This window comes from Actinomadura sp. RB99, from assembly GCF_014706005.1.
Lineage (GTDB): Bacteria > Actinomycetota > Actinomycetes > Streptosporangiales > Streptosporangiaceae > Spirillospora.
The window spans coordinates 43,686-68,893 of the sequence record NZ_JABMCA010000042.1; the positions used below are offsets into that span (position 1 = coordinate 43,686).

Below are 25,208 nucleotides of genomic sequence, written 5' to 3' on the forward strand. Positions count from 1 at the left end.
AAGGGAGACCCTCGGACGACGGAGGCCGAGGCCGCCACCCGGGCAGGGTGTGTGCGGGGGCGATGCGTCCATACCTCCGCGAAATGAAGGGAACTGCCCAAGATGGCACGCCTCCTCGGCGTCGACCTCCCGCGCGAAAAGCGCCTCGAGGTCGCTCTCACCTACATCTTCGGCATCGGCCGGACCCGGGCCCTGGCGACCCTGGAGGGCACCGGCATCAGCGGTGACCTGCGGGTGCACCAGCTCGGCGACGACGAGCTGGTCAAGCTCCGCGACTGGATCGAGAAGAACTACCAGATCGAGGGCGACCTGCGCCGCGAGATCCAGGGGAACATCCGCCGGAAGATCGAGATCGGGTGCTACCAGGGCATCCGGCACCGCCGCGGTCTGCCCGTCCACGGCCAGCGCACCCAGACCAACGCGCGCACCCGCAAGGGCAAGAAGAAGACCGTGGCCGGCAAGAAGAAGGCCGGCAAGAAGTAGTCCGGAGTCGGTCCTCCGGATCGATGACCTCGAGAGTAGAGAGAGCAGATGCCTCCTAAGAGCCGTGTCGGCGCCAAGAAGGTGCGCCGCAAGGAGAAGAAGAACGTCGCTCACGGGCACGCCCACATCAAGAGCACGTTCAACAACACGATCGTCTCGATCACCGACCCCAACGGCAACGTGATCTCCTGGGCCTCCTCGGGCCACGTGGGCTTCAAGGGCTCGCGCAAGTCGACCCCGTTCGCCGCGCAGCAGGCCGCCGAGGCCGCCGCCCGGCGCGCGATGGAGCACGGCATGCGCAAGGTCGACGTCTTCGTCAAGGGCCCCGGCTCCGGTCGCGAGACCGCGATCCGCTCGCTCCAGGCCACCGGCCTGGAGGTGGGCTCCATCCAGGACGTCACGCCCGTTCCGCACAACGGCTGCCGGCCGCCCAAGCGCCGCCGCGTCTGAGGCCGTAGGGGAGATCACAGAACAATGGCTCGTTACACCGGTGCGGACTGCAAGCTCTGCCGCCGCGAGAAGATGAAGCTGTTCCTCAAGGGCAGCAAGTGCGAGGGCCCGAAGTGCCCGATCGAGATCCGTCCTTACCCGCCGGGTGAGCACGGCCGCGGTCGGCCCAAGGAGACCGAGTACCTGCTGCAGCTGCGCGAGAAGCAGAAGGCCAAGCGCATCTACGGCGTGCTGGAGCGGCAGTTCAGCAACTACTACGTCGAGGCGAACCGCCAGGGCGGCAAGACGGGTGAGAACCTGCTGCGCCTGCTCGAGCGCCGGCTCGACAACGTGGTCTACCGCGCGGGCTTCGCCAAGTCCCGCGACATGGCCCGCCAGCTCATCCGCCACGGCCACATCCGGGTCAACGGCAGGAAGGTCAACATCCCGTCCTTCCTGGTGAGCGAGGCCGACATCGTCGACGTCAAGAGCAAGTCGCTCGAGATGACGCCGTTCCAGGTCGCCAAGGCCGAGGTCGGCGAGCGCCAGGTCCCGGCGTGGCTCGGGATCGACGGCGAGAAGATGCGGATCCTCGTGCACGCGCTGCCCGTGCGCCAGCAGATCGACGCTCCCGTCCAGGAGCAGCTGATCGTCGAGCTCTACTCCAAGTAGGAGCTCCGCAACAAGCAGGACCCCGCGTTCCACCGGGATGCCGCGCTCCGCGTGGCATCCTGGTGGGACGGGGAACACTCCAGAACGCGGTCGTCAAATAGCGGGCACCGCGGGAAGAAGGCACCAACATGCTCATCGCTCAGCGTCCAACTCTCACCGAAGAGCAGGTCGACGAGTACCGGTCGCGGTTCACCATCGAGCCGCTGGAGCCGGGCTTCGGCTACACGATCGGCAACTCGCTCCGCCGTACGCTGCTCTCCTCGATCCCCGGTGCGGCCGTCACCAGCATCCGGATCGAGGGCGTGCTCCACGAGTTCTCCACCGTCCCGGGGGTCAAGGAGGATGTCACCGACATCATCCTGAACCTCAAGGAGCTGGTGGTCTCCTCCGAGCACGACGAGCCCGTGGTGATGTACCTGCGCAAGCAGGGCCCGGGCGAGGTCACCGCGGCCGACATCGCGCCGCCGGCGGGCGTCGAGGTCCACAACCCGGACCTGCACATCGCCACCCTGAACAACAAGGCCAAGCTGGAGATGGAGCTGACGGTCGAGCGCGGCCGCGGCTACGTCTCCGCCGCGCAGAACAAGCAGCCGGGCCAGGAGATCGGCCGGATCCCGATCGACTCCATCTACTCGCCCGTGCTGAAGGTCACCTACAAGGTCGAGGCGACCCGAGTCGAGCAGCGCACCGACTTCGACCGCCTGATCCTGGACGTGGAGACCAAGCAGGCGATGCTGCCGCGCGACGCGGTGGCCTCCGCCGGCAAGACCCTCGTCGAGCTGTTCGGGCTGGCCCGGGAGCTCAACGTCGAGGCCGAGGGCATCGACATGGGCCCGTCCCCGACGGACGCCGCGCTCGCCGCGGACCTGGCCCTGCCGATCGAGGAGCTGAACCTGACGGTCCGCTCCTACAACTGCCTCAAGCGCGAGGGCATCCACTCGGTGGGCGAGCTCGTGGCCCGCAGCGAGCAGGACCTCCTCGATATAAGGAATTTCGGCGCCAAGTCGATCGAAGAGGTCAAGCAGAAGCTCAACGACATGGGCCTGTCGCTGAAGGACTCCCCGCCCGGGTTCGACCCGAGCGCGGCGGCCGACAACTACGGCGACGACGACCAGAGCTACGCCGAGACCGAGCAGTACTAGAAACCCGATTCCGGACGGCCGGGGGCGACGTTCCCCGGCCGTTCCGGAACCAGCTGACACCGGTACCTGATACGGCCGGTGCAGGAAGGACGAGACATGCCGCAGCCCACCAAGGGCCCCCGCCTCGGCGGTAGCGCCGCCCACCAGAAGCTGATCCTGGCGAACCTGGCGACGGCGCTGTTCGAGCACGGCCGCATCACCACCACCGAGGCCAAGGCCCGGCGGGTGCGCCCGCTGGCGGAGAAGCTGATCACCAAGGCCAAGAAGGGCGACCTGCACAACCGTCGCCTGGTGGCCCGCACGATCCGCGACAAGGGCGTCGTGCACGAGCTCTTCACCGAGATCGCGCCGCGCTTCGAGAACCGCCCCGGCGGCTACACCCGCATCACCAAGATCGGGCCGCGCAAGGGCGACAACGCCCCCATGGCCGTGATCGAGCTGGTGCAGGAGCAGCTGTCGGCCGGCCCGGCGACCGCGCAGGCCGCCCCGGCGACCGAGGCCGCCCCGGCCGAGGCCCCGGCCGAGGCCCCCGCCGAGGAGACCGCCGCCGAGGAGACCGAGGCCCCGGCGACCGCCGAGGCCACCGGCGCCGACGAGGCGGAAGAGGGCAAGGACGAGAAGTAGCCCCCGGGCTACGGACCGCCGTCCTCCCGGTCCCCGCGTGCGCGGGGTTCGCGGGACGTCAAGAGTAGGCACGAGATGAACAGGCCCACCGTCGGTGTAAGACGGTGGGCCTGATCTTTGTCAGACTTGAGGGCATGGTCAGGTCAGGCGGCTGCGGACGGCGGGGGAGCGTGTCAATGGAAGACCCGATGAAACCACGGGCTCATCGGGGGGAACGGACGGGCAGTGGCGAAGGACAGTCCACCTGACATGACCGCACTGGTACGACTCCGCCTCGACATCGGATACGACGGGACGGACTTCGCGGGCTGGGCCCGGCAGCCGAACCAGCGCACCGTGCAAGGGGTGATCGAGGACGCCCTGGCGCGGATGCTGCGGCTGGATCCGCCGCCGATGCTGACCGTCGCGGGACGCACGGACGCGGGCGTGCACGCGCGCGCGCAGGTGGCGCATCTGGTGGTGCCGGTCGCCGCGTATTCGGCGATCAACGGGACGATGCCGCGCCGGCTGGCCGGGCTGCTGCCGCCGGACGTGCGGGTATGGCGGGTCTCGGTGGCCCCGGAGGGGTTCGACGCCCGGTTCTCGGCGCTGGCGCGCCGGTACGTGTACCGGGTGTGCGACAACCCGGTGGGCGTCGAGCCGCTGCGCCGCCACGACGTGCTGTGGCATCCGCGTCCGCTGAATTTGGACCGTATGAACGAGGCCGCGCGGCTGCTGGTAGGGGAGAACGACTTCGCCGCGTACTGCCGCAAGCGGGAGGGCGCGACGACGATCCGGGAGCTGCTGCGCTACGAGTGGGCGCGCGACGACCGGGACCCGCATCTGGCGCTCGCGACGGTCGAGGCGGACGCGTTCTGCCATTCGATGGTCCGCGCGCTGGTGGGCGCCCTGCTGATGGTGGGGGACGGGCGGCGCGACGTGGAGTGGCCAGCCCAGGTGCTCGCGGCGCGCGTCCGGGACTCGGGCGTGAACGTGGCGCCAGCGCACGGCCTGTCGCTGGAGGAGATCCGGTACCCGGACGACGACAGCCTCGCCAAGCGAGCGCAGGAGACGCGGCGGGTCCGGACGCTGAACGCCGCTGCGGCGGCCGCGGAGCATGCCGCGAACGTGGCGGGCGCGGCGGGCGCGGCGGGCGCGGCGGGCGCGGAGCAGCCTGGTACCGCGTCCTAGCCCGGCACCGCGTCCTAGCCCGGCGCACCGTGTCCTGGCACGGAACGGAAGACGGCGGCGGCCGAGGGGATGATCCCCTCGGCCGCCGCCGTTTCGGTGCGCCGGGCCGCGCTCGGCGCGTCAGCCGTGCGCGCGGGCCTCGATCGGCCGGGCGTCGTAGCCGAGGAACTCCTGCGCGATCTGCTTGGCGAGCTGGTCGCCGGGCTTGATCTGCTTGCCGCTCGGGTCCTGGACGTAGGCGTAGAGGACGTACCGGCCGCGGACCGTGACGGCCGCGTAGCCGCCGGCGCGGTCGATGTCCTTGGCCTGCTGGCCGGACATGCCGCGGAACCACTCGTACTTGGCGGGGTCGCCGGCGCGGCTCACCCGCAGCGCCGCCGCCCGGTTCGGCATGACCGCGATCCCGGTCGTGACGGCCCACGTCTTGATCTTGTTGACGAAGGTGGCGCGGACGACCTTGCGGCAGCTCTCCCGCTGCAGCGCCTTCAGCATCGAGCCGCGCGCCGCGTAGCCGAGGTCCTTGTTGATGGACCAGCGGTCGCGGGCGAAGGTGCGGCTGCCGAGCTGCACGGTCGCCTCGGGGAAGGCCTCGGTGAACGACAGGTCCTTCGGGTCGGTCTTCTCGTCGTTGATGTCGGTCGGCTTCGGCTTGGGCGTCGTGCCCGCCTTCGGCGGCGCCGAGGCGGCGTGGCTGGGCTCGGCGGCCTTGCGGGTGGCGCCGTCGCCCTTCGATCCCGTCCCGCCGAGGACGAACAGCGCGACGAGGGCGGCGAGCACGAGGCCCGCGCCGCCGCCGACGAGGACGAGGCGCTGCCTGCCGCCGCCGCCCCCGCGCGGCCGGGGGCCGGGCGCGGACGGCCCGCCGGGGCCGCCTGGGCCCGCCGGGGCGGGTTCGTCGAGCGGGACGCCGCCTTCGGCGTGGTAGACGGGGGTGATCACGGTGGCCATGGCGGGCTGCTCGGCCGTCGCGGTCGCGTCGCCTGCCTCGCCGTGCGGGTACGGGCCGCTGCCGGTGGGCGGCAGGACGCCCGGCGGCAGGATCGCATCGGGGACCAGGACCGGGGCGACCGCCGTGGACGCCTTCTCGGCCTCTACGGCCTTCTCGAACGCCGCCGTGCCGTCCGTGCTGCCGCGTGGCGGGGCCGGGGGCTCCGGCGCGGGCCGGGGCTGCTCGGCCGTCTTCGCGGCGGCGGGCTGGGCAGGTGCTGTCGGCTTCGCGCGTGCGGTGGGCTTGGCCTTCGCAGCGGCCTTGGCCTTCGCGGCGGGCTTGCCGCTCTTCGGCGGGACCGGAGGCGCGATGCCCATGGGCCCGGTCGTCGTGGAGGGGCTCGGGGCGTCCTCGGCCGTGCCGCCGTTCGCGCCGCCGTCAGTGCCGGAGGGGACCGGCCCGGGGGCGGTGTCCTCGTCGGGGACGGCGGCGAAGCCGTCCGGGTCGGTGTCGCCGAAGGCGAGCGGCCCCTTGATCAGCGGTTCGGACGGGACGGCGCCGCGGGAGTCGATGTTCGGGGCGCCGGCCCCGGCGACGAGCGTGCCGGGCGGGACCGTTCCGGCGGGGGCCCCGGGCGCGGCGGGCGCCCCGGTCTCCGCGGACGGCGCGGTGCCCGGAGCCGGGGCGGCTCCGGCCGGTTCGCCGGTGGCGCCCGTGTCGGCGGCGGGTTCGGAGGCCCACCAGGGGGTCTGCAGGCCGAACGCGGGCAGCCGGAGGGGGGAGGACGCGGACGGTGCCTCGTCGGCTGCGGCGGCGCCGCCCGCACTGGCGGGCGCGGCGGCCTCGTCGATCGGGGCCTGGCTGGCGGGAGCGGCCTCGGTGGCGGAGCCTCCCGCGGGAGGGACCGCACCGAAGCTGGGGGGCGCCGAGGAGGCGGGGGCGGCGGCCGTCCCCGCCTCCTCGGCGGTCTCCCGGGTGTCTCTAGGTCCAGACATAAGCAGACAGGGTATTCAAACCGGTCATTTCTTGAGGGGTTTGCCTTCTGTTTCCCTGTAGTGCAGGGCGAAGGCGAGGTCGCTGCCCTTGTACAGCTCGGCGCCGAAGACGCTGACCGCCTTATGGTACTTGGCGGCGATCGCCTTGCCGTCCGGCCGCTGCACCCAGGTCATGACGAGGTAGTGGCCGCGCGCCTGCGAGGTGCCGAACGCGAGGCCCTTGCCCGCCTTCTTGGTGACGCCCTTGCCGGGCAGGGCCACCAGGAACGCGTCCTTGGCGGACGTGGCCTTCACCGCCAGCTTGGCGGCGTCGGCGGACTTGAGGTTGAGGACGCCGATGGTGCCGATCAGCGACCCGCTGCTGAGCGCGTAGGTGGCGCGGAGCGCCTGCGTGCAGTCGCCCTTCTTCAGCGCCTTCTCCAGCGCGGTACCGCCGACGACGGCGCTGCACTTCGTCGTGGAGCTCGCGGCGGTCCGCACGTACTTGAGGCCCGACGCCTTGAACGACGCCTTGCCGAACACCTCCGACAGGGTCAGCTTCACCGGGTCGGTGGCGCGACTCTGCAGCTTCACCGCCTGCAACGGCGGGACGGTCGGCGACGCCGGCGCCGTCGGCTTGGTGGACGCCGCGGCGGGCGGCGCCTTCTTCTCCGGCTTGGGATCGTCCTTCATCATCGACGCGACGCCGACGCCGCCGCCGATGAGGACCAGCCCGGCGACGACCGCGCCGCCGATGATCAGCGGGAGGCTGCGGCGCCGCCCGGACGGGCCGCTCTCGCCGGACGGTCCGGGAGGCGCGCCGTCGGCGTCGCCCGGCTGATAGCCGCCGGGCATCGGGGCGCCGTAGGGGTCGTCCCCGGGGTCGCCGTGCCCGAACTCGCCGGGCCCCTGGCCGAACTGCTGCTGCCCGAACTGCTCTTGCCCGAACTGCTCTTGCCCGAACTGCTGCTGCCCGAACTGGTCCTGTCCGAACTGCTGCTGCCCGAACTGGTCGGATCCGCCCTGCCCGAAGCGGTCGTGCCCGCCGGACCCGAAGTCGCCCGGCGGGAACGCGTCCTGGCCTCCCTGCGCGGGCGGCTCGCCCCAGACGGCCGTCGGACCGCCGGGCGCGCCCGGGGCCTCGGCCGCCGCGGACGGCGCCGCGAAGGGCTCCGCCTCCAGCGGTCCGGTCCCGAAGGGGTCCGCCTCCAGCGGTCCGGTGCCGAAGGACTCGCCGCCGAACGGGCGCGCGCCGGAGGCTTCGCCGTGCGGGGCGGAGGTCTCGTCGTTGTCGTTGCCGTACGGTGGCGCCTCGGCTCCGGAGCCGTACGGCGCCTGCGGCGACGGCCCCGGTGGCCGGCCGCCGGGCCTGCCTTGATCGCCCGGATAACCCATGGCTCTGGACCTTACCGTTCCTCGTTCAGGGCTCTGGACCTTCGGAACACCCACCATGACATGGGGGCGAACCGGACGCCGGTGCTTTGCGGAAGGTCGCCGTCCGGGTTCGGGCCGTCACGTCCAGCCGAAGTCCTGGGTCCACAGCGGGCCGTCCGGGCCCGCGGCCATGCCGACGCCGATGGCGCGCAGACCGCAGTCGAGGATGTTCGCGCGGTGGCCGGGGCTGTCCATCCAGCCGCCGACGACCGCGGCGGCCGTGGCGTACCCCTTGGCGATGTTCTCCGCGCCGGGGGCGGGGTAGCCGGCGTCGAGCATCCGCGTCCAGGGGCTGTCGCCGTCGAGGGAGTCGTGATCGAAGTAACCGTGCGCGGCCATGTCGGCGGAGTGCGCGCGGGCCGCGGCGGCGAGCCGCTTGTCGACGCGGAGGGGCCGGCAGCCGGCCTTGGCCCGCTCCGTGTTGGTGAGCGCGACGACGGCGCCCGCCGGATCGGACGCGCCGGGGGCCTCGGCCGGGCCGTCCGCCGGCGGGTCGGCGTCCTCGGCGGGCGGCGTCGTCTTCGCCGTCGACGGCTCAGGGGAGGGCGACGGGGAGTGCGCCGTCCTCGGCGGCGCCGTCGCGCCGACGCCGGCCGGGGCGTCGGCGGGCGCGGTGCGCGTGCCGCGCCCGGGGCCGGCACCGCCGCCCGTCCCGGCGCCGGGCTCGTCCCTTCGGCCCGAGTCTCCCGTGCCGGACGGGCCGCCGCCGTGGTCGGACGCGGCGATCGGCTCCGACCGCAACTGGGGCAGGACGAGCCGGTCGAGCGCGACGCCCGTGCCGATGGCGAGGGCCGACGCGCCGATGGTCACCGCGATCGCGATGAGGGGCCGGGAGCCGGGCCGTCCCTTCCGCGCCCGGCGACGCCGCCGCCGGGATCCCGCGGGCCGGTCGGGCCGCACCGACGAGGAGCCGTGGGGGGAAGAGGAGGGAGGAGAAGGAGAGGAGCCGCGCGCCGCGGGCTCGCCGGAGTGCCGGGCCTGATGGCGTCCGGGCCGTCGGCCGGAACTGCGGGCACCGGATCTGCGGGCACCGGTTCTGCGGGCAGGGGACAGCGGGGGCTCCCGGGTGCGGGCCGGCGGCGCCAGCGTGGACCGGTCGGCGGCACCTTATCCCTATAAGAGGGAGGGAACACCAAGATCGTCTGAAACGGCCTTGCGGCCGGGGCGGGGCCGCCGGGCCGGGCCCCGCGGACGATGCTGCATACTGGAGAGCGGCTGGGAGACTGCCACAGCGATCCGCGTTTTGACCCGCGTGCGTCCGCGCGGGTATCCTGCGGGTTTGTTGTATGCGTCGACGCCTGTCCGGGCGGGAGACGAATCGCAACGACGTGTCGGTGTGCCCCACAGCGTGTCCGTCCCGGGGACGGGTCCGCGCGTTACGGGCCCCGGCCTCCCGGAGCGCCAGGTCGGAGATCCAAGTGTCCTGATCGGCGCGAGCAGGATATCCGCTGTGAAGTCGACGAGAAACGAAGGCTGACGACCGTGCGCACGTACACCCCTAAGCCCGCTGACGTACAGCGTCAGTGGTACGTCATCGACGCGACCGATGTCGTGCTGGGCCGTCTCGCCAGTCAGGTCGCGCAGCTGCTTCGGGGTAAGCACAAGCCCATCTACGCCCCGCACCTCGACACCGGTGACTTCGTGGTCATCGTGAACGCCGACAAGGTGGCGCTGTCGGGCAACAAGCTGGAGCAGAAGAAGGCCTACCGGCACTCGGGCTACCCGGGCGGTCTCCGCTCGGTGGCCTACGGCGACCTGCTGGCCAAGCACCCCGAGCGGGCGGTCGAGAAGGCGATCAAGGGCATGCTGCCCAAGAACACCCTCGGCCGGAAGATGTTCGGGAAGGTGAAGGTCTACGCCGGTCCGGACCACCCGCACCAGGCGCAGAAGCCCGTCCCGTTCGAGATCACCCAGATCAGCCAGCTCGCGAAGTAACGCGGACGCGCGACGGCGCGCGCCCGCGGAGGCCGCCGGGGCACCCGATCACCGGGCCAGCCGCCCTGGCTAGAACACCTGAGGAGAAGCGTGACCGAGTCCACCGAGACGCCCGCCGAGGGCGTCGACTTCGACTCCTACGAGGACGCTCCGTCCGAGTACAGCACCGAGACCCCCGAGGCCGCCGGCGAGAGCTACCTGGGCCAGCCGGTCGCCACCGGCCCGGCCGCGGGTACCGGCCGCCGCAAGCAGGCCATCGCGCGGGTCCGGATCGTCCCGGGCTCCGGCCAGTGGAAGATCAACGGCCGCACCCTGGACCAGTACTTCCCGAACAAGGTCCACCAGCAGATCGTGAACGAGCCGTTCGTCCTGCTCGGCCTGGAGGGCCAGTTCGACGTCCTCGCCCGGGTCAACGGCGGCGGCACCACCGGCCAGGCCGGCGCGCTGCGCCTCGGGATCTCCCGCGCGCTGCAGTTCGCGAACATCGAGCACCGCCCGGCGCTGAAGAAGGCCGGGTTCCTCACCCGCGACGCGCGGGTGCCGGAGCGCAAGAAGGCCGGTCTCAAGAAGGCCCGCAAGGCTCCGCAGTACAGCAAGCGCTGATCGACGGCACGAGCCGCCGCACCCCGTGGACGTTTCCGCGGCCGCCCCGCACGGGCGGCGCACCGGGTGCGGCGGCTCGCCCGTGTTCGCAGGGCCTGGCCCACTAGATTTGACCGCATGGGCGGACGGGGCGCGCACCCGCTCCGGACCGCCCGCGCGGTCTTTTCGTCTTTCCGGGAGTTGAACTGTGGCTCGTCTGTTCGGGACCGACGGCGTGCGTGGGCTCGCCAACCGCGACCTGACCGCCCCGCTGGCCATGGACCTGTCCGTCGCGGCGGCGCGGGTCCTCGGCGAGCAGGGCGCGTTCCGGGGGCACCGGCCGATGGCGGTGGTCGGGCGCGACCCGCGGGCCTCGGGCGAGTTCCTCGAGGCGGCGGTGGTCGCCGGGCTCGCGAGCTCGGGCGTCGACGTGCTGCGGCTCGGGGTGCTGCCGACGCCGGCGGTCGCGCACCTGACGCACGAGCTGGCCGCCGACCTCGGCGTGATGCTGTCGGCGTCGCACAACCCGGCGCCGGACAACGGGATCAAGTTCTTCGACCGCAGCGGCTACAAGCTGCCCGACGAGATCGAGGACCGGATCGAGGCGCGGCTCGGGGCGGCGTGGGAGCCGCCGACCGGCGCGGGCGTCGGCCGGGTCCGGGAGGCGCACGGCGCGGTCGAGCAGTACGTCGCGCACCTGCTGGCGACGCTGCCGGTGTCGCTGGACGGGCTGCGCGTGGTGGTGGACTGCGCGAACGGCGCGTCCAGCGAGGTGGCGCCGGAGGCGCTGCGCCGCGCGGGCGCCGAGGTGATCACCATCGGGACGGCGCCGGACGGGCTGAACATCAACTCCGGCTGCGGGTCCACGCATCTGGACGCGCTGTGCGCGGCGGTGCGCGAGCACGGCGCGGACGCGGGCATCGCCAACGACGGCGACGCCGACCGGTGCCTGGCGGTGACCGCGTCGGGCGAGGTGGTGGACGGCGACCAGATCATGGCGATCCTGGCGCTGGACCTGCGGGAGGCGGGCGCGCTCGCGGCCGACACCGTGGTGGCGACGGTGATGTCGAACCTCGGCTTCAAGCTGGCGATGCGGGACGCCGGGATCGCGGTGGTGGAGACCGCGGTCGGCGACCGGTACGTGCTGGAGGCGATGAAGGAGCGCGGGTTCGTCTTCGGCGGCGAGCAGTCCGGCCACGTGATCATGCTGGACCACGCGACCACCGGGGACGGCGTGCTGACCGGCCTGCACCTGCTGGCGGCGATGGTGCGGCGGGGCCGCCCGCTGGACGAGCTGGCGAAGGTGATGACGCGGCTGCCGCAGGTGCTGATCAACGTCAAGGACGTGAACAAGACGCGCGCGAAGACCGACCCGGGGCTGGCGTCGGCGGTGGCGGACGCGGAGGCCGAGCTGGGCGAGACGGGCCGGGTGCTGATCCGGCCGAGCGGCACCGAGCCGATGGTGCGGGTGATGGTGGAGGCGGCGTCGCACGACCAGGCGCAGGCCGTCGCCGAGCGCCTCGCCGCCGTCGTCCGCGACCTCCTCGGCTGATCCGCCGGCCGGGGTGCGAGCCACCTGGCGAGCACCCCGGCCGCGAGCCGGGCCGGGCCGGGGCCGCGCGGGCGCGGTCAGCGCTCGTCGATCTCCAGGCGCCCGACCTTGAGGTGCTTGATCTCGACGGTGCCCGCCTCCAGGTGGCCGATGATCGCGCGCTTCACGGCGAGCTTGCCGATCGCGACGGCGCCGATGGCGATCGCGCCGAGCGCCATGGAGCCGAGGGCGAGCGAGCCGAGGCCGTTGCCGAGGCGCAGGGTGAGGCCGGTCGCGGACGCGCCGGTCACCTCGGCGCCGACGGCGCGGGCGCCGACCCCGCGCTCGGTGCGGACGCGGGGCCGGCCGGCGGCCTCGGAGGTCTCGGTGCTCTCGGCTTCCGGCCGGTCGTCGGGTTCGTTGCTCATCCGACGAGCATATTGGGGCGGGCCGCCGTCATCCTCCGCACAGTTCGAGCATCTTCTGCTTGTCGGCGGACGTCACGGGCAGGTCGTACTTCAGCGACACCTGCGCGACGCGGACGCTGTACGAGCAGCGGACGCGCTTGTTCGGCGGCAGCCACGACGCCGGTCCGGAGTCGCTCTTGGCGCCGTTCAGCGGCCCGTCCACCGGGATGAGGTTCAGCGGGTCGTTGGCGATGGACTCGCGCTTGTCCTTGGTCCACCGCGACGCGCCCATCTGCCAGTCGTACGACAGCGGCATGACGTGGTCGATCTGGATGGCGGTCGCGTGCGACTTCGTCCAGTGGATGGTCTTGCCGGAGTAGGGGTCGTCCAGCGTGAGCGAGACGATGACGCAGTTGGACCCGGACCGGTACTTCACGTCCTCCCCGTCGCGCTTCAGCAGGTCGTTGCGGGTGTCGCAGCCGTTGTGCGCGAACGGGACGTCGGGCGCGTTGTCCATCCAGGCGTAGCCGAACTTGTCGCGCTCGTAGCCGGTCTTCGGGCCGCGTCCCTTGGTGGCGACCTTCTTGATGAGCGCGCGCGCCTTGCCGAGGTCGCCGGAGGAGGTGATGGGCGCGAGGCCCGGCTTGGTGCCGTCGGGGTTGTCGAGGGGGCTCACCGCGTGCCCGTCGTTGCGGGACGGCCCGGACCCGCCGGACGACCCGCCCGTCCCGCCCGATCCGTCCGCGCCCGGGTCCGTCTTGCAGCCGGACGCCGCGAGGGGGACGGTGAGCGCGAGCGCCGCCGCCGCGAGGGCCGTCCCGCGCCGGCCCTGTTCCCGTCGTCGCGCCCGTGCCCGTCGTAGCACGCGTTCCCGTCGCAGCCCGTCGCGCCGCGTCATGCCCTCACCACCCGGAGTTTTCTGTCGTCTTTCACCCAGATGCGGGTAAATAAACGATCAAATCGTACGGACTCGCGCCGGCGCCATGGTCCCCGGGCTTTTACGGCAGCATGTGGCGGGTGCTGCACCTCAGAGCGATCGTCCCGCCGGACCGGACGGAGGCTGTCTGCGCGGCCCTGTCGGACTGCGCGGGCGCCACGAACGTCGTCGTCCTCCCCGGCGCCGCGCGCTCCCCGCGCGGCGACCTCGTCCAGATCGACGTGGCGCGCGAGTCCGCCAACGAGGTCCTCGCCGCGCTGCGCCGGCTCGGCATCGACAGGGACGGCTCCATCGCGATGGAGAAGATCGACCTGTCGGTGTCGGAGGTCGCCGAGCGGGCCGAACGGCGCGCGCCCGGCCACGGCGACGACGCGGTCGTGTGGGACGAGTTCGACCGGCAGGTCACCGAGGGCACCATGCTGACCTGGTCGTTCATCGCGTTCCTCGCGCTGGCGACGCAGCTGGCCGGGATCGCCGCGCTGATCGACTCGCCGGTCCTGGTGGTCGGCGCGATGGTGCTCGGCCCGGAGTTCGCCGCGGTAGCGGCGATCTGCTACGGGATCTTCCGCCGGCAGCCGGGGCGGATCTGGCAGGCGGTCCGGGCGCTGATCGTCGGGTTCACCTCCGCCATCGCCATCACCTACGTCTGCGCGCTGGTCAGCAAGTGGACCGGCGTGATCGAGAGCGACCGGCTGCCCGCGAGCCGGCCGCTGACCGCGTTCATCTACAGCCCCGACCGCTGGTCGTTCATCGTCGCGCTGCTCGCGGGCGCCGCCGGGGTGCTGTCGCTGACGGCGGGGAAGTCGTCGGCGCTGGTCGGCGTCTTCATCTCGGTCACCACCGTCCCGGCCGCCGGGAACCTCGCGGTCGCGATGGCGCTCCGGCACGGCGCCGAGATCACCGGGTCGCTGGAGCAGCTCGGCGTCAACCTCCTCGGGATGATCATCGCCGGGACGGTGACGCTGTTCCTCCAGCGCGCCGTGTGGAGCGCGGTCCTCCGCCAGAGGGGCCGATCGGCGGCCAAACGGTCGACTTAAGGCGCATCCGCGTACCACCTAAGGGTGACGCCGCGGCCGCACCCAGCCGCTAGGTTCGGGGACATGCCGATTATCGCCACCCAGGGCCTGACGATGAGGTTCCCCCGGGTGACCGCCCTGGACGACCTGACGGTGGCCGTCGAGCCCGGCGTCGTGGGGCTGGTCGGCGCCAACGGCGCCGGCAAGTCCACGCTGATCAAGATCCTGCTCGGCCTGCAGCCCCCGTCCGCCGGCACCGCGACCGTGCTGGGCATGGACATCGCCCGCGAGGGCGTCCGGATCCGGGAGAACGTCGGGTTCATGCCCGAGTACGAGTGCCTCCCGCCGGACGTGTCCGCGACGGAGTTCGTCGTGCACATGGCGCGGATGTGCGGGCTGCCGCCGACCGCCGCGCGCGAGCGCGCCGCCGACACCCTGCGCCACGTCGGGCTGTACGAGGAGCGCTACCGTCCGATCGGCGGCTACTCGACGGGCATGCGGCAGCGGGTGAAGCTGGCCCAGGCCCTCGTGCACGACCCGAAGCTGGTCTTCCTCGACGAGCCGACCAACGGCCTCGACCCGGCCGGGCGCGACGAGATGCTCGACCTGATCCGGCGCATCGGCGCCGAGTTCGGCATCAGCGTGCTGGTCACCTCGCACCTGCTGGGCGAGCTGGAGCGGGTCTGTGACCACGTGGTCATCATCGACGGCGGGAAGCTGCTGCGCTCCCAGGCCGTCGAGGCGTACACCGCCGAGAGCGGCGTGCTCACCGTCGAGGTGGACGAGGGACGCGACACGCTCGGGCAGCACCTGTACGACCAGGGCGTGTCCGTGCATCCGGAGGGGCGGTTCCTGGTCATCGACATCGCGGGGGAGGCGACCTACGACCTCGTCCGGGACGGCGTCGCCGACCTCGGGCTGCGGCTGATCCGGATGGAGCAGCGCCGCCACCACATCGAGGAGGTCTTCCAGACCGCCCCCGCGGAGACCGTCCCGCCGGGCCCGCCCGGTCCGCCGGGTTCGTTCGGTCCGCCCGGGACGCCGGGCGTGCCGCCGCCCGCCCCGCCGGGCGCCCCGCCCGTCCCGATGCCGCCCGGCGCGCCGCAGGGAGGCCCGCGATGAGCACCAGCACCATCCACGACATCGGCTACCGCCACTACGAGGGGCGCCGCAGCGGCCGCGCCTACGTGATGCGGTCGCTGTACGTGCACAACCTGCGCGCCGCCTTCGGCCTCGGACGGCCCGCCCGCGCGAAGGTCATGCCGTTCCTGCTCGCCGCGATCATGCTGCTGCCGGCCGCCGGGTCCGTCGCGGTCGTCGCGGTCGCCAAGCGGCCCGAGGCGCTGATGCGCTACTCCTCGTACGCGGTCACCCTCCAGGTCATCATCGCGATCTTCCTGGCCACGCAGGCGCCCGTGCTGGCGTCCCGGGAGATCCGCTTCCACGTCGTCCCGCTGTACTTCTCCCGCCCGGTCGGCCACCTCGACTTCGTCCTGGCGAAGCTCGGCGCGCTCGCCACCGCGCTGTTCGCGCTGATGGCGGTGCCCGTCACCGTGCTGTACGTCGGCGGCCTCGTGACGAAGGTGCCGGACTCCTGGCACCAGTTCCTGCACTACCTCGCGGGCCTCGCCGGCTGCGTGCTGTTCGCGCTGGTGCTCGCCGCGATCGGGACGGTCGTCGCCGCGTTCACCCCGCGCCGCGGCCTCGGCGTCGCCGCCGTCATCGCCGTCTACATGATCACCAGCACGTTCACGCTGATCATCCAGGGCATCGCCGAGCACCAGACCAACTTCACCCTGGCCGGCTGGATCGGCGTCCTCGCCCCGTTCAACCTGATCGACATCGTCCAGGTGCGGCTGCTCGGCCAGCAGAAGTCCGCGGTGGACGTGCCGTCCGGCACGGTCAGCGGCGTCGTCGCGCTCGCGCTGTGCGCGCTGATCGTCGCCGGCTCGGTCGCGGTCCTGTACCGCCGGTTCCGGAAGGCGGGGCTGTCATGAGCGAAGCGAACCGGGGAGCGCGAGGGGCCGTCTCCCCTCGAAGGAGCGGGGCATGAGCGAGATCAGGCTGGAGAAGGTGTCCCGCTGGTACGGCAACGTCGTCGCGGTCAACGGCGTCTCGATGACGATCGGCCCGGGCGTCACCGGCCTCCTCGGCCCGAACGGCGCGGGGAAGTCCACGCTCATCCACATGATGGGCGGGTTCCTCGCCCCCTCGTCCGGGACGATCACGCTGGACGGCGAGCCGATCTGGCAGAACCCCGGCATCTACCGGCGGCTCGGGCTCGTCCCCGAGCGCGAGAGCGCCTACGACTTCCTCACCGGCGAGCAGTTCGTGCTGTCGATGGCGAAGCTGCACAAGCTGCCCGACCCGCAGGCCGCCGCACGGCAGGCCATCGACCGGGTCGAGATGGCGTACGCGGCGGGCCGGACGATCGGCACCTATTCCAAGGGCATGAAGCAGCGGATCAAGATGGCGTCCGCGCTCGTGCACGACCCGCCCGTCCTCCTGCTGGACGAGCCGTTCAACGGCATGGACCCGCGCCAGCGCCTCCAGCTGATGGACCTGATCACCCGGATGGCGAACGAGGGCCGCACGATCCTGTTCTCCTCGCACATCCTGGAGGAGGTCGAGCGGCTCGCCGGGCACATCGAGGTGATCGTCGCGGGCCGGCACGCCGCGTCCGGCGACTTCCGCAAGATCCGCCGGCTGATGACCGACCGGCCGCACATCTTCCTCGTCCGCTCGTCCGACGACCGGGGCCTCGCCGCCGCCGTCATCGCCGACGGCTCGGCCCGCAGCGTCCAGCTCACCGACAAGGGCCTGCGCGTCGAGGCGGTCGACTTCCAGCGCTTCACCTGGCTGCTCCCGCAGGTGTCGCGGGACGCCGGCGTCCGGCTGTGGGAGGTCTCCCCGGCCGACGAGTCCCTCGAAAGCGTCTTCTCCTACCTGGTGGCCCGGTGATGCTCCGATGAACGCGACCATTGCGATGATCACCTTCCGGGCGATGCTCGGCCGGCGGCGCGCGCTGCTCCTGCTCGCGCTGCCGGCGCTGCTGGTCGTCCTGGCGGTCGTGCTGCGCTGGACGGGCAACAACGACCTGGACGTCTCGGCGAACGTGCTGCAGAAGTTCGGGCTGGCCACGCTGCTGCCGCTGCTCGCGCTGATCGCCGGCACCGGCGTGATCGGCCCGGAGATCGACGACGGCCAGATCATGTACGTGCTGACCAAGCCGATCCCGCGGCAGGTGATCGTGCTGACGAAGCTGGCGGTCGCGATCGTGCTGGTCGCGGCGTTCTCGGTCGTCCCGACCCTGCTGGCCGGGCTGGTGCTGACCGGGACGACCGCGCAGCTCGTGCCCGCCTTCACCGTCGGCGTGCTGGTCGGCGGCGTCGCCTACAGCGCGGTGTTCGTGGCGCTCGCGGTGATGAGCCGGAACGCGGTCACGATCGGGCTGCTGTACGCGCTGGTCTGGGAGACGCTGCTCGGGAGCTTCGCGCCGGGCGCGAAGTCGGCGTCCATCCAGCAGTGGGCGCTGTCGGTCACCGACGCCCTGACCCCGGCGTCGCCCGTCAGCTCGTCCGTCGACCTCGGCGTGGCGATCCCGCTGCTCGTCGCCGTCACGGTGGGCGCCGCGTTCCTGGCGGCGTTCCGGCTGCGCTCGCTGACCATCGCCAGCGCCGAGTGATGCGCCTTCCAGCGGCCTGATACCCGGCGGCCGGGCGCTCGTTGATCGGGCGCCCGGCCGCCGGGTGTCAGGAGTAGATCTTCGCGGCCAGCGCGGCCTTCCCCTCCCGGAGGGACGCCAGCGCCGCCGGGTCGAACCCGCCGCCGGCCGGACGCTCCGGCACCGCCGGGGGCTCGGCGAGCGTCCAGCCGCTGCCCGCGCCGGTCAGGGAGCGGTGCTTGGTCGCGTAGTAGTCGGGATTGATCGGCACCGCCACGCCGCTCGCCCCGGCGGCGGCGGCGAGCAGGTGCGGGTGGAAGCGGGTGGAGAGCCAGACCTGCTCCGGCCCGGCGGGCAGCCCGTGCGCCCAGATGTCGGAGAACGGGTAGAAGCGCATGCCGGGCAGGTACGGCTCGACCAGGTCGTAGATCGCCCGGTCGACGCCCGGGATGCCCTCGACGACCCCGATCCGGTCGCCGGTGACGCCCCAGGCCCGCATGGTGCCGGTCACGAAGGACGCGAGGGCGGGGCGCGGGATCTCCAGCAGGTCCGACTGGAGGCAGAGCATGGCCTCCGGCATCTCTTCCTCGGCTCGCCGGTACAGGTGCGGGCCGATCCCGAGGAGAAGGTCGTCGCCGGTGCGGCCGGTCGCCGTCACGTCGCCGAGGAGCCGCTCGGACGGCTCGTCCCGCACGTCGGCGAGCTCGAAGCGCGCCGCCAGCTCGCGGACCAGCGGCGCGGCGTCCTCCGCCGCGGGGAAGAGCCCCTGCCCGGTCATCACGGCCCGTCCGCCGGACCGCTCGACCGCCCCCACGGCGGCGGCGAGCAGCCCGTAGTGCTTCGGCCAGATGCGGTTCACGTATCCGCCGCCGATGACGTGGACAATCCGCGCCCGCGCGGCCAGCTCGATGCCGGCTACCCAGCGGCAGGCCATCCCGGGATGGTGCATTGCCCGCCGCACCCAGGCCGCCGTCTCCCACGGCCCGTCGCCGGGGGCCTCCCAGCACAGCCGCCAGAACGTGTCGGTGAACCGCGCCCGCGGGTGGATCCCGTCGAGCAGCACCCCGGCCGGGCCGGGGCTCGGGCAGTCCAGCCACACGTCCGTGTCCGGGGCCGCCTCGGCCAGGTGCCGCAGCCAGGCCGCGGCGATCAGCTCATCGCCGTAGTTCGGGAACCCGGTCGTGCCGACGAGATAGATCATTTCTCTCCTGAGGCCTGTCCGCGGCCGAGCCGCCGCCCGGCGCGGGGAGGCCGGTTCACCAGAGGACGCCCACCGCCCCCTGGCGGATTACCCGCATCTCCCTGCTCAGAGCCGGGTCAGCACGCCGGAACCGACGACGATGACCGCGCCGATCGCCATGAAGACGAGCGGGACGAGCCAGCGGCCGTAGCGCTCGACGACCTCGATGACCTTCTTGTGCGAGCCGAGCCACGACCCGGCCAGGCACCACAGCGCCACCCCGGCGGCGAACACAGCGATCGTCACGGCCGTCGCGCCGGGGCCGATGGTGCGGAACACGGGGGTGTAGACCGCGATGTTGTCGGCGCCGTTGGCGATCGTGACGGTGGCCACGGCGACGGTGCCCGACGCCACGGGCGGCGGGGCGCCGTCCCCGGCCCGCACCGCTCCGGCCAGCCCGCGGACGCCGAGCGCGAACGGGACGAGGCCGAGCAGCCCGATCCACGCGTCCGGCACGACGGTCAGCCCCAGCGCCGCGACCACCGAGACCAGGACCAGCACGCCGACGCCCGCGTACTGCCCGGCCCAGATCTGCCGGGCCCGCGGTGCCCCGCCGGTCCGCCCGCTGAGGAAGAGGACGGTCAGCACGATGATGTCGTCGACGTTCGTCCCCGCGAACATGCCGATCGCCGCACCGACGGTCGCCCCCATAACGGACGAACCTACCGGCCCGCGCCACCCGGCGGCGGCGGAAAACCAGGTGCCCTGCCGGCCGGCCGGCTGGTAGTGGTTCCGGTATGGAGGATCTTGTGACGGAACGTCTCGTGCTGCACCCGTTCACCGTCGCCGAGGCGGAGCGGCTGGTGGCGGCCGGGCCGGCTCCGGCGGGCGGCTATCCCACCGGCATGGACGTGGCGGGAGCGCGCCGCTACCTGGAGGTCTGCGCCTCCGACGGTGATCCGCGGCCCTTCGGCGCCTACGAGATCCGGGTACGGGCCGACGGGCGCGCCATCGGCGGCGCGGGCTTCCACGCGGCCCCGGACGACGGCGGCACCGTCACGATCGGGTACGGGCTCGTCGAGGCGGCGCGCGGCCACGGCTACGCCGCCGAGGCGCTCCGGGAACTGCTCCGCTTCGCCCGCGCGGGCGGCGCCGCCCGTGTGAGGGGCGACACCGACCGCGGCAACGTCGCGTCGCAGCGCGTCATGGCCGCGGCGGGGATGCGCCTGGTCGCCGAGGACGACGCGCTGAAGTACTACGAGCTGGCCTGGACGTCCTGACACGCGCCCGCGCGGGACTCAGGCCGCGGGGCCGGGGCGGGGAGCGGCCGGGGGCGGGGTCTCCTTGCGGCCGAAGGCGCCGGGGCCCGCGTGGAAAAGGCCGATGAGCAGCACGCCGGCCGCCGTGGACCCGAAGGCCCAGCCGGGGTGCCGGCCCGGGTCCGCCCAGTGGACGAACAGGAGCGCCACCACGAGCCCGGCCCAGCCGCCGACGAGGTTCGGCAGCGGCCCGTTGCCGGTGACGTTCGGGTAGCGCTCGCGGGTGATGCCGCGCACGAAGTGGGGGAGGGCGTTGCCGCCCACCACTCCGCCGAGGCCGCTGAGAACGATCGTCTGCCACATCGGATGCTCCTAGGTCGCACTGGTCCGGTGGGTCGCGCTGGCCCGGTCGGTCGCGCTGGTCTGGTGGTCGAGGAGGGGCAGCAGCACGTCGTCCACCAGGCGGAGAACGAAGGCGTCGTCGAGCGGTTCGCCCGCGACGAACAGCCGGGAGAACAGCATCGACGAGCTGATCTCCATGAACAGGGCGGCGTCGAGGCCGGCCGGGAGGTCGCCGCGCGCGACGGCCTGCGCGATGGCGGCGCCGAACATCGCGTGCTTGTCGTGCACGAACCGGGCCCGGACGGCGTCGGCCAGCGCCGGGTCGCGGTGCATGGCGACCATCAGCCCGAGGACGAGCGCAGCGTCCTGGGCCAGCAGGCCGTCGCGCATCTGCCGGAGCACCGCGAGCAGGTCGGTGCGCAGCTCCCCGGTGTCGGGCGGGGTCACCGCGGCGGCGCCGGCGCGGCCGCGGACCGCCGCCACCACCATCTCGGCCTTGCCGGGCCAGCGCCGGTAGATCGTCGCCTTGCTGGCCCGCGCCCGCGCGGCGATCGCGTCCATGGTCACCTGGTCGTAGCCGACCTCGGCGACCAGGTCGAGGACGGCCCGCAGGATGGCCTCCTCGCGGGCCGCGCCCCGTGCGTCCGACATGCGCCCGTCCCTCCCCACTTCGAAACGAAACCGTTTCGTACACTATGCGCCGAGGGATCGCCCCGGCAAGGGGCACGGGGTCCCCGACCCGGCGGGGAGCGGCGTCAGATCCGGCGCAGCCGGACGCGCTGGACGGCGTGGTCGCGGCCCTTGTGCAGGACGAGGGTGGCGCGGGCCCGGGTCGGCAGGATGTTGGACACGAGGTTGATCTCGTTGACGTCCCGCCAGACCCGCTTGGCGAACGCGGCGGTCTCGTCCTCGTCCAGCTCGTGGGCGTACTTGTGGAAGTACGAGCGCGGGTCGGTGAACGCCGTGCGGCGCAGCGCGAACAGGCGCTCGACGTACCACTGCATGATGTCCTCGACCCGGGCGTCCACGTAGATCGAGAAGTCGAAGAAGTCGGAGACGCCGAGGGTGCCGGGCGGCGGCGCCTGCAGCACGTTCAGCCCCTCGACGATCAGGATGTCGGGCCGCCGGACGGTCTGCACCGCGTCCGGGACGATGTCGTACTCCAGGTGGGAGTAGACCGGGATCTCCGCCTTGTCCGCCCCCGCCTTGATCGACGAGACGAACCGGACCAGCGCGCGCCGGTCGTAGGACTCGGGGAAACCCTTCCTTTCCATGATCCCGCGCTCGGTAAGGATCGCGTTCGGATACAGGAAACTGTCGGTCGTGACGAGTTCCACGCTCGGGTGCTCGGGCCAGCGGGCCAGCAGGGTGCGCAGCAGCCGCGACGTGGTGGACTTGCCGACCGCGACGCTGCCCGCGACGCCGATGATGAACGGGGTGGGCGCGACCTCGCCGCCGAGGAAGCCGCTGACGGTGTCGCGCAGCCGCCCGTCGGACTGGAAGAACAGGTTCAGCAGCCGGGACAGCGGCAGGTAGACCTCCTCGACCTCGGTGATGTCGATCGGGTCCCGCAGGCCGCGCAGGGCGTCCAGCTCACCGGGGGTGAGGGGCAGCGGGGTGTTCTCGCGCAGGGCCCGCCAGGCCTCGCGGGAGAGTTCCACGTAAGGGGTCGGCACGCTGTCCCATCCGCTCGTCATGGCCAGAACGGTAATCGTTCGTTCAGGCCGGTCTCCGGGTTTTCACCGGGCGTCCAACCTAGCGCCACCCGTCTACGCCCTCTGCAGGTAGGTCCGGTGGGAGACACCGAATAGAGTTGCCGCCATGTGCGGAATCGTGGGGTACGTAGGCGGCCGGCCCGCGCTCGACGTCGTGGTCGACGGACTGGCCAGGCTCGAGTACCGCGGCTACGACTCGGCCGGGGTGGCCGTGCTGGCCGACGGGCGCCTGGCGACGGCGAAGCGGGCGGGGAAGCTGGTGAACCTGCGGGAGGCGATCGCCGAGGAGCCGCCGCCCGCCGGGACGCTCGGCATGGGGCACACGCGGTGGGCGACGCACGGCGCGCCGAACGACCGCAACGCCCACCCGCACACCGACTGCACCGCCTCCGTCGCGGTGATCCACAACGGGATCATCGAGAACTTCGCCGAGCTGCGCGCCGAGCTGGAGGACGCCGGGCACAAGCTGAAGTCCGACACCGACACCGAGGCCGTCGCGCACCTGCTGGAGGACGAGCTGGCCGGCGGGGGCGGCGGCCTGGCGGAGGCGATGCGCCGGGTGTGCCGCCGGCTGGAGGGCGCGTTCACGCTGGTCGCGGTGCACACCGGCGACGCCGACCTGGTGGTCGGGGCGCGCCGCAACTCGCCGCTGGTGGTCGGGGTCGGGCAGGGCGAGAACTTCCTCGCCAGCGACGTCGCGGCGTTCATCGAGCACACCCGGGACGCGATCGAGCTGGGCCAGGACCAGGTCGTGGAGCTGCGCTCCGGCGGGGTGACGGTCACCGACTTCGAGGGCCGGCCCGCCGAGGTGAAGGAGTACCACGTCGACTGGGACGTGTCCGCCGCGGAGAAGGGCGGCTACGACTACTTCATGCTCAAGGAGATCGCCGAGCAGCCGCGGGCGGTCGCCGACACGCTGCTCGGCCGGATCGGCGCGGACGGCCGGCTGCACCTGGACGAGATGCGCATCTCGGACCGGGAGCTCCGCGAGGTCGACAAGATCATCGTGGTGGCGTGCGGCACGTCCTACCACGCCGGGCTGATCGCCAAGTACGCGATCGAGCACTGGGCGGGGCTGCCCTGCGAGGTGGAGCTGGCCAGCGAGTTCCGCTACCGGGACTCGATCCTGTCGCCGACGACGCTGGTCATCGCGATCTCCCAGTCCGGCGAGACGATGGACGCGCTGATGGCCGTCCGGCACGCCCGCGAGCAGAAGGCCAAGCTGCTCGGCATCTGCAACGTCAACGGCTCGACGCTGCCGCGCGAGTGCGACGGCGTGCTGTACACGCACGCCGGCCCGGAGATCGCGGTCGCCTCCACCAAGGCGTTCCTGACCCAGCTCGTCGCGGTCTACCTGATCGCGCTCTACATCGCGCAGGTGCGCGGCACCAAGTGGGGCGACGAGGTGTTCGCGATGGTGCAGCTGCTGGAGCGGATGCCGGAGAAGGTCGACAAGGTCCTGGAGACCATGGAGCCGGTCCGCGAGCTGGCCCGGTCCCTGGCGGACGAGCGGTGCGTGCTGTTCCTCGGCCGGCACGTGGGCTTCCCGGTGGCGCTGGAGGGCGCCCTGAAGCTCAAGGAGCTGGCGTACATGCACGCCGAGGGGTTCGCGGCGGGCGAGCTGAAGCACGGCCCGATCGCGCTCATCGAGCAGGGGCTGCCGGTCGTGGTGGTCGTGCCGCCGCGCGCCCGGGACGTCCTGCACGACAAGATCGTCTCGAACATCCAGGAGATCCGCGCCCGCGGTGCCCGCACCATCGTGATCGCGGAGGAGGGCGACGCGTCGGTGGAGCCGTACGCGGACACGCTGATCGGCGTCCCGGCCGTCCCGACGCTGCTGCAGCCGCTCGTGACGACCGTGCCGCTGCAGGTGTTCGCCTGCGAGCTGGCCACCGCGAAGGGCCACGACGTCGACCAGCCCCGGAACCTCGCGAAGTCCGTCACGGTCGAGTAGCCGCCGACGCGGGGGGCGGGGGAGGCGGGCGCCTCCCCCGCCCTTCGCGTGCGGAGCCTTTGCGCGCGGGCCCGTCCGCGCCGGTGCGGACGGGTGGCGGCTATTCGCGGGTCGTTTCTGAGAATCTCAGTAAATGCAACTTTCAGTGCAAGTCGAAGGCTCCCCTCCGGACGGCCGCGACGAACCGCCGCCATTCTCCGCGAGCGAAGTCCAAGCACGTATCGTCGGCTGCTCCGTCCCGTACGGAGACGATTCCGTCGTCGTGCCCGGCCACCTCGACACAGGTGTTGCTCGCCCCGCAGCGGGTGCTCTTCCTCCAGCGTGGGGGCGGTGCGGCATGGAAACTCATCCTGGCTCCCGAATCGGAGACGCATTCTGCTCACGGCGGCGCTGCCGATGCCAGGAACAAGGTAACAAGATCTGCCCGGAATGCCGATGATCAGCGGGGGCGCCGGTACCGCTGCGACCCCTGGTGCGCAAGAGCGGCCCGCCCCGGCGGACGCCGGTGCGGGCCGTCGGTCACCTCTTCGCCCGCGGACCCCCGGTGTCAGCGGGCCAGATCGAAGCGGCCGGCCTTGGCGGCGGACGCGAACGCCCGCCACTCGGCGGCGGAGAACGTCAGCACGGGCCCGCTGTCGCCGTGGAAGGCGTCCCGTGCGGCGACCGCGCCGCCGCGCAGGCTCCCGATTTCCACGCAGGCGCCGTTGCCCGCGCACCGCGCGCTTTTCCGCCAGCCGGTCGCGGCGTTTTCGGACGCACCGGCTGCGGGCGCGTTGAGGTCAGGCGACATTTCGAACGAGGACACGCGTTGGCCTTTCCGGATATATGCA

27 protein-coding genes are annotated in these 25,208 nt (G+C 72.6%); 16 read left to right on the plus strand and 11 right to left on the minus strand.

Annotation, left to right across the window (positions count from 1 at the left end; translation table 11 throughout):
* Positions 1-102 precede the first annotated feature (102 nt).
* From rpsM to truA, 6 genes are all read left to right on the plus strand, one after another.
* Positions 103-483 carry a 30S ribosomal protein S13 gene (gene rpsM / locus amrb99_RS30805; protein ID WP_190862646.1) on the plus strand — a complete coding sequence of 127 codons (381 nt, stop codon included), beginning with the start codon at positions 103-105 and terminating at the stop codon, positions 481-483.
* Positions 484-531: 48 nt separating this feature from the next.
* On the plus strand, positions 532-933 hold the full coding sequence (rpsK, locus tag amrb99_RS30810) for a 30S ribosomal protein S11 (protein WP_021596710.1): 402 nt from the start codon (positions 532-534) through the stop codon (positions 931-933).
* 24 nt (positions 934-957) lie between these two features.
* Positions 958-1,584, plus strand: coding sequence for a 30S ribosomal protein S4 (gene rpsD, locus amrb99_RS30815; RefSeq protein WP_190862654.1), 627 nt, complete (start codon positions 958-960; stop codon positions 1,582-1,584).
* A gap of 128 nt (positions 1,585-1,712) precedes the next feature.
* The gene (locus tag amrb99_RS30820) at positions 1,713-2,726 is read left to right on the plus strand and encodes a DNA-directed RNA polymerase subunit alpha (protein WP_131741171.1); all 1,014 of its coding nucleotides are present in this window, start codon (positions 1,713-1,715) and stop codon (positions 2,724-2,726) included.
* Positions 2,727-2,822: 96 nt separating this feature from the next.
* Complete coding sequence (rplQ, locus tag amrb99_RS30825) at positions 2,823-3,350, plus strand: 50S ribosomal protein L17 (RefSeq protein ID WP_190862656.1); 528 nt, start codon at positions 2,823-2,825, stop codon at positions 3,348-3,350.
* Between the two features lie 249 nt (positions 3,351-3,599).
* Positions 3,600-4,520: a tRNA pseudouridine(38-40) synthase TruA gene (gene truA, locus amrb99_RS30830; RefSeq protein ID WP_190862658.1), complete on the plus strand. Its 921-nt coding sequence runs from the start codon at positions 3,600-3,602 to the stop codon at positions 4,518-4,520.
* Between the two features lie 120 nt (positions 4,521-4,640).
* On the opposite strand, the gene amrb99_RS30835 is transcribed toward truA, so the two are convergent.
* The 3 genes from amrb99_RS30835 to amrb99_RS30845 form a co-directional block, all read right to left on the minus strand.
* Positions 4,641-6,443, minus strand: coding sequence for a hypothetical protein (locus tag amrb99_RS30835; RefSeq protein ID WP_190862660.1), 1,803 nt, complete (start codon positions 6,441-6,443; stop codon positions 4,641-4,643).
* 24 nt (positions 6,444-6,467) lie between these two features.
* A complete protein-coding gene (locus amrb99_RS30840; RefSeq protein ID WP_190862662.1) occupies positions 6,468-7,817 on the minus strand; it encodes a hypothetical protein in 1,350 nt (449 codons plus the stop codon).
* Between the two features lie 117 nt (positions 7,818-7,934).
* The gene (locus amrb99_RS30845) at positions 7,935-8,666 is read right to left on the minus strand and encodes a CAP domain-containing protein (protein WP_190862664.1); all 732 of its coding nucleotides are present in this window, start codon (positions 8,664-8,666) and stop codon (positions 7,935-7,937) included.
* A gap of 672 nt (positions 8,667-9,338) precedes the next feature.
* Between amrb99_RS30845 and rplM the strand changes: the two genes are divergently transcribed.
* The 3 genes from rplM to glmM all read left to right on the plus strand — a co-directional run bounded on the left by rplM (position 9,339) and on the right by glmM (position 11,925).
* Entirely contained in the window at positions 9,339-9,791 is a 453-nt protein-coding gene (rplM, locus tag amrb99_RS30850) for a 50S ribosomal protein L13 (RefSeq protein WP_190862666.1), read from the plus strand.
* Between the two features lie 90 nt (positions 9,792-9,881).
* Positions 9,882-10,394: a 30S ribosomal protein S9 gene (rpsI, locus tag amrb99_RS30855; protein WP_190862669.1), complete on the plus strand. Its 513-nt coding sequence runs from the start codon at positions 9,882-9,884 to the stop codon at positions 10,392-10,394.
* A 187-nt stretch (positions 10,395-10,581) separates the two neighbouring features.
* On the plus strand, positions 10,582-11,925 hold the full coding sequence (gene glmM / locus amrb99_RS30860; RefSeq protein ID WP_190862671.1) for a phosphoglucosamine mutase: 1,344 nt from the start codon (positions 10,582-10,584) through the stop codon (positions 11,923-11,925).
* Between the two features lie 77 nt (positions 11,926-12,002).
* Here the strand turns inward: glmM and amrb99_RS30865 are convergent, their stop codons facing one another.
* Both amrb99_RS30865 and amrb99_RS30870 read right to left on the minus strand, forming a co-directional pair.
* The gene (locus amrb99_RS30865; RefSeq protein WP_190862673.1) at positions 12,003-12,332 is read right to left on the minus strand and encodes a hypothetical protein; all 330 of its coding nucleotides are present in this window, start codon (positions 12,330-12,332) and stop codon (positions 12,003-12,005) included.
* Positions 12,333-12,360: 28 nt separating this feature from the next.
* Entirely contained in the window at positions 12,361-13,209 is an 849-nt protein-coding gene (locus amrb99_RS30870) for an HNH endonuclease family protein (RefSeq protein ID WP_190862676.1), read from the minus strand.
* A 119-nt stretch (positions 13,210-13,328) separates the two neighbouring features.
* Here amrb99_RS30870 and amrb99_RS30875 point away from each other — a divergent pair, with 119 nt between their 5' ends.
* From amrb99_RS30875 to amrb99_RS30895, 5 genes are all read left to right on the plus strand, one after another.
* Entirely contained in the window at positions 13,329-14,285 is a 957-nt protein-coding gene (locus amrb99_RS30875; protein ID WP_190862677.1) for a DUF389 domain-containing protein, read from the plus strand.
* Positions 14,286-14,348: 63 nt separating this feature from the next.
* A complete protein-coding gene (locus amrb99_RS30880; protein ID WP_190862679.1) occupies positions 14,349-15,386 on the plus strand; it encodes an ABC transporter ATP-binding protein in 1,038 nt (345 codons plus the stop codon).
* Entirely contained in the window at positions 15,383-16,261 is an 879-nt protein-coding gene (locus amrb99_RS30885) for an ABC transporter permease (protein ID WP_190862682.1), read from the plus strand. The genes amrb99_RS30880 and amrb99_RS30885 overlap by 4 nt, the downstream gene beginning before the upstream one ends.
* Positions 16,262-16,313: 52 nt before the next feature.
* Entirely contained in the window at positions 16,314-17,225 is a 912-nt protein-coding gene (locus tag amrb99_RS30890) for an ABC transporter ATP-binding protein (protein ID WP_190862684.1), read from the plus strand.
* 7 nt (positions 17,226-17,232) lie between these two features.
* Positions 17,233-17,949 (plus strand): ABC transporter permease, encoded by a 717-nt coding sequence (locus amrb99_RS30895; protein WP_190862686.1) that lies wholly within the window; start codon positions 17,233-17,235, stop codon positions 17,947-17,949.
* Positions 17,950-18,016: 67 nt separating this feature from the next.
* On the opposite strand, the gene amrb99_RS30900 is transcribed toward amrb99_RS30895, so the two are convergent.
* Positions 18,017-19,129: a polysaccharide pyruvyl transferase family protein gene (locus amrb99_RS30900; protein WP_190862689.1), complete on the minus strand. Its 1,113-nt coding sequence runs from the start codon at positions 19,127-19,129 to the stop codon at positions 18,017-18,019.
* A 105-nt stretch (positions 19,130-19,234) separates the two neighbouring features.
* Positions 19,235-19,819: a cadmium resistance transporter gene (locus amrb99_RS30905; protein ID WP_190862690.1), complete on the minus strand. Its 585-nt coding sequence runs from the start codon at positions 19,817-19,819 to the stop codon at positions 19,235-19,237.
* A 98-nt stretch (positions 19,820-19,917) separates the two neighbouring features.
* On the opposite strand from amrb99_RS30905, the gene amrb99_RS30910 reads away from it, so the two are divergent.
* Positions 19,918-20,388, plus strand: a complete 471-nt coding sequence (locus tag amrb99_RS30910) for a GNAT family N-acetyltransferase (protein WP_206700167.1) — start codon at positions 19,918-19,920, stop codon at positions 20,386-20,388.
* An 18-nt stretch (positions 20,389-20,406) separates the two neighbouring features.
* Here amrb99_RS30910 and amrb99_RS30915 read toward each other — a convergent pair whose 3' ends face one another.
* The 3 genes from amrb99_RS30915 to coaA form a co-directional block, all read right to left on the minus strand.
* Positions 20,407-20,730, minus strand: coding sequence for a hypothetical protein (locus amrb99_RS30915; protein ID WP_190862694.1), 324 nt, complete (start codon positions 20,728-20,730; stop codon positions 20,407-20,409).
* Positions 20,731-20,739: 9 nt separating this feature from the next.
* Positions 20,740-21,360 (minus strand): TetR/AcrR family transcriptional regulator, encoded by a 621-nt coding sequence (locus amrb99_RS30920; protein ID WP_190862697.1) that lies wholly within the window; start codon positions 21,358-21,360, stop codon positions 20,740-20,742.
* A gap of 104 nt (positions 21,361-21,464) precedes the next feature.
* A complete protein-coding gene (gene coaA, locus amrb99_RS30925) occupies positions 21,465-22,406 on the minus strand; it encodes a type I pantothenate kinase (protein WP_190862700.1) in 942 nt (313 codons plus the stop codon).
* A 124-nt stretch (positions 22,407-22,530) separates the two neighbouring features.
* Between coaA and glmS the strand changes: the two genes are divergently transcribed.
* Positions 22,531-24,378 (plus strand): glutamine--fructose-6-phosphate transaminase (isomerizing), encoded by a 1,848-nt coding sequence (gene glmS, locus amrb99_RS30930; protein ID WP_190862702.1) that lies wholly within the window; start codon positions 22,531-22,533, stop codon positions 24,376-24,378.
* Between the two features lie 547 nt (positions 24,379-24,925).
* Here the strand turns inward: glmS and amrb99_RS30940 are convergent.
* Entirely contained in the window at positions 24,926-25,168 is a 243-nt protein-coding gene (locus amrb99_RS30940) for a DUF397 domain-containing protein (protein WP_190862744.1), read from the minus strand.
* Positions 25,169-25,208 lie beyond the last annotated feature (40 nt).

Excerpts from the sequence above, each read along its gene's own strand:
- rpsM (WP_190862646.1), top strand. The coding sequence starts at position 103 with ATGGCACGCCTCCTCGGCGTCGACCTCCCGCGCGAAAAGCGCCTCGAG.
- rpsK (WP_021596710.1), top strand. The coding sequence starts at position 532 with ATGCCTCCTAAGAGCCGTGTCGGCGCCAAGAAGGTGCGCCGCAAGGAG.
- rpsD (WP_190862654.1), top strand. The coding sequence starts at position 958 with ATGGCTCGTTACACCGGTGCGGACTGCAAGCTCTGCCGCCGCGAGAAG.
- amrb99_RS30820 (WP_131741171.1), top strand. The coding sequence starts at position 1,713 with ATGCTCATCGCTCAGCGTCCAACTCTCACCGAAGAGCAGGTCGACGAG.
- rplQ (WP_190862656.1), top strand. The coding sequence starts at position 2,823 with ATGCCGCAGCCCACCAAGGGCCCCCGCCTCGGCGGTAGCGCCGCCCAC.
- truA (WP_190862658.1), top strand. The coding sequence starts at position 3,600 with ATGACCGCACTGGTACGACTCCGCCTCGACATCGGATACGACGGGACG.
- amrb99_RS30835 (WP_190862660.1), bottom strand. The coding sequence starts at position 6,443 with ATGTCTGGACCTAGAGACACCCGGGAGACCGCCGAGGAGGCGGGGACG.
- amrb99_RS30840 (WP_190862662.1), bottom strand. The coding sequence starts at position 7,817 with ATGGGTTATCCGGGCGATCAAGGCAGGCCCGGCGGCCGGCCACCGGGG.
- amrb99_RS30865 (WP_190862673.1), bottom strand. The coding sequence starts at position 12,332 with ATGAGCAACGAACCCGACGACCGGCCGGAAGCCGAGAGCACCGAGACC.
- amrb99_RS30870 (WP_190862676.1), bottom strand. The coding sequence starts at position 13,209 with ATGACGCGGCGCGACGGGCTGCGACGGGAACGCGTGCTACGACGGGCA.
- amrb99_RS30880 (WP_190862679.1), top strand. The coding sequence starts at position 14,349 with ATGCCGATTATCGCCACCCAGGGCCTGACGATGAGGTTCCCCCGGGTG.
- amrb99_RS30885 (WP_190862682.1), top strand. The coding sequence starts at position 15,383 with ATGAGCACCAGCACCATCCACGACATCGGCTACCGCCACTACGAGGGG.
- amrb99_RS30890 (WP_190862684.1), top strand. The coding sequence starts at position 16,314 with ATGAGCGAGATCAGGCTGGAGAAGGTGTCCCGCTGGTACGGCAACGTC.
- amrb99_RS30895 (WP_190862686.1), top strand. The coding sequence starts at position 17,233 with ATGAACGCGACCATTGCGATGATCACCTTCCGGGCGATGCTCGGCCGG.
- amrb99_RS30900 (WP_190862689.1), bottom strand. The coding sequence starts at position 19,129 with ATGATCTATCTCGTCGGCACGACCGGGTTCCCGAACTACGGCGATGAG.
- amrb99_RS30905 (WP_190862690.1), bottom strand. The coding sequence starts at position 19,819 with ATGGGGGCGACCGTCGGTGCGGCGATCGGCATGTTCGCGGGGACGAAC.
- amrb99_RS30915 (WP_190862694.1), bottom strand. The coding sequence starts at position 20,730 with ATGTGGCAGACGATCGTTCTCAGCGGCCTCGGCGGAGTGGTGGGCGGC.
- amrb99_RS30920 (WP_190862697.1), bottom strand. The coding sequence starts at position 21,360 with ATGTCGGACGCACGGGGCGCGGCCCGCGAGGAGGCCATCCTGCGGGCC.
- coaA (WP_190862700.1), bottom strand. The coding sequence starts at position 22,406 with ATGACGAGCGGATGGGACAGCGTGCCGACCCCTTACGTGGAACTCTCC.
- glmS (WP_190862702.1), top strand. The coding sequence starts at position 22,531 with ATGTGCGGAATCGTGGGGTACGTAGGCGGCCGGCCCGCGCTCGACGTC.
- amrb99_RS30940 (WP_190862744.1), bottom strand. The coding sequence starts at position 25,168 with ATGTCGCCTGACCTCAACGCGCCCGCAGCCGGTGCGTCCGAAAACGCC.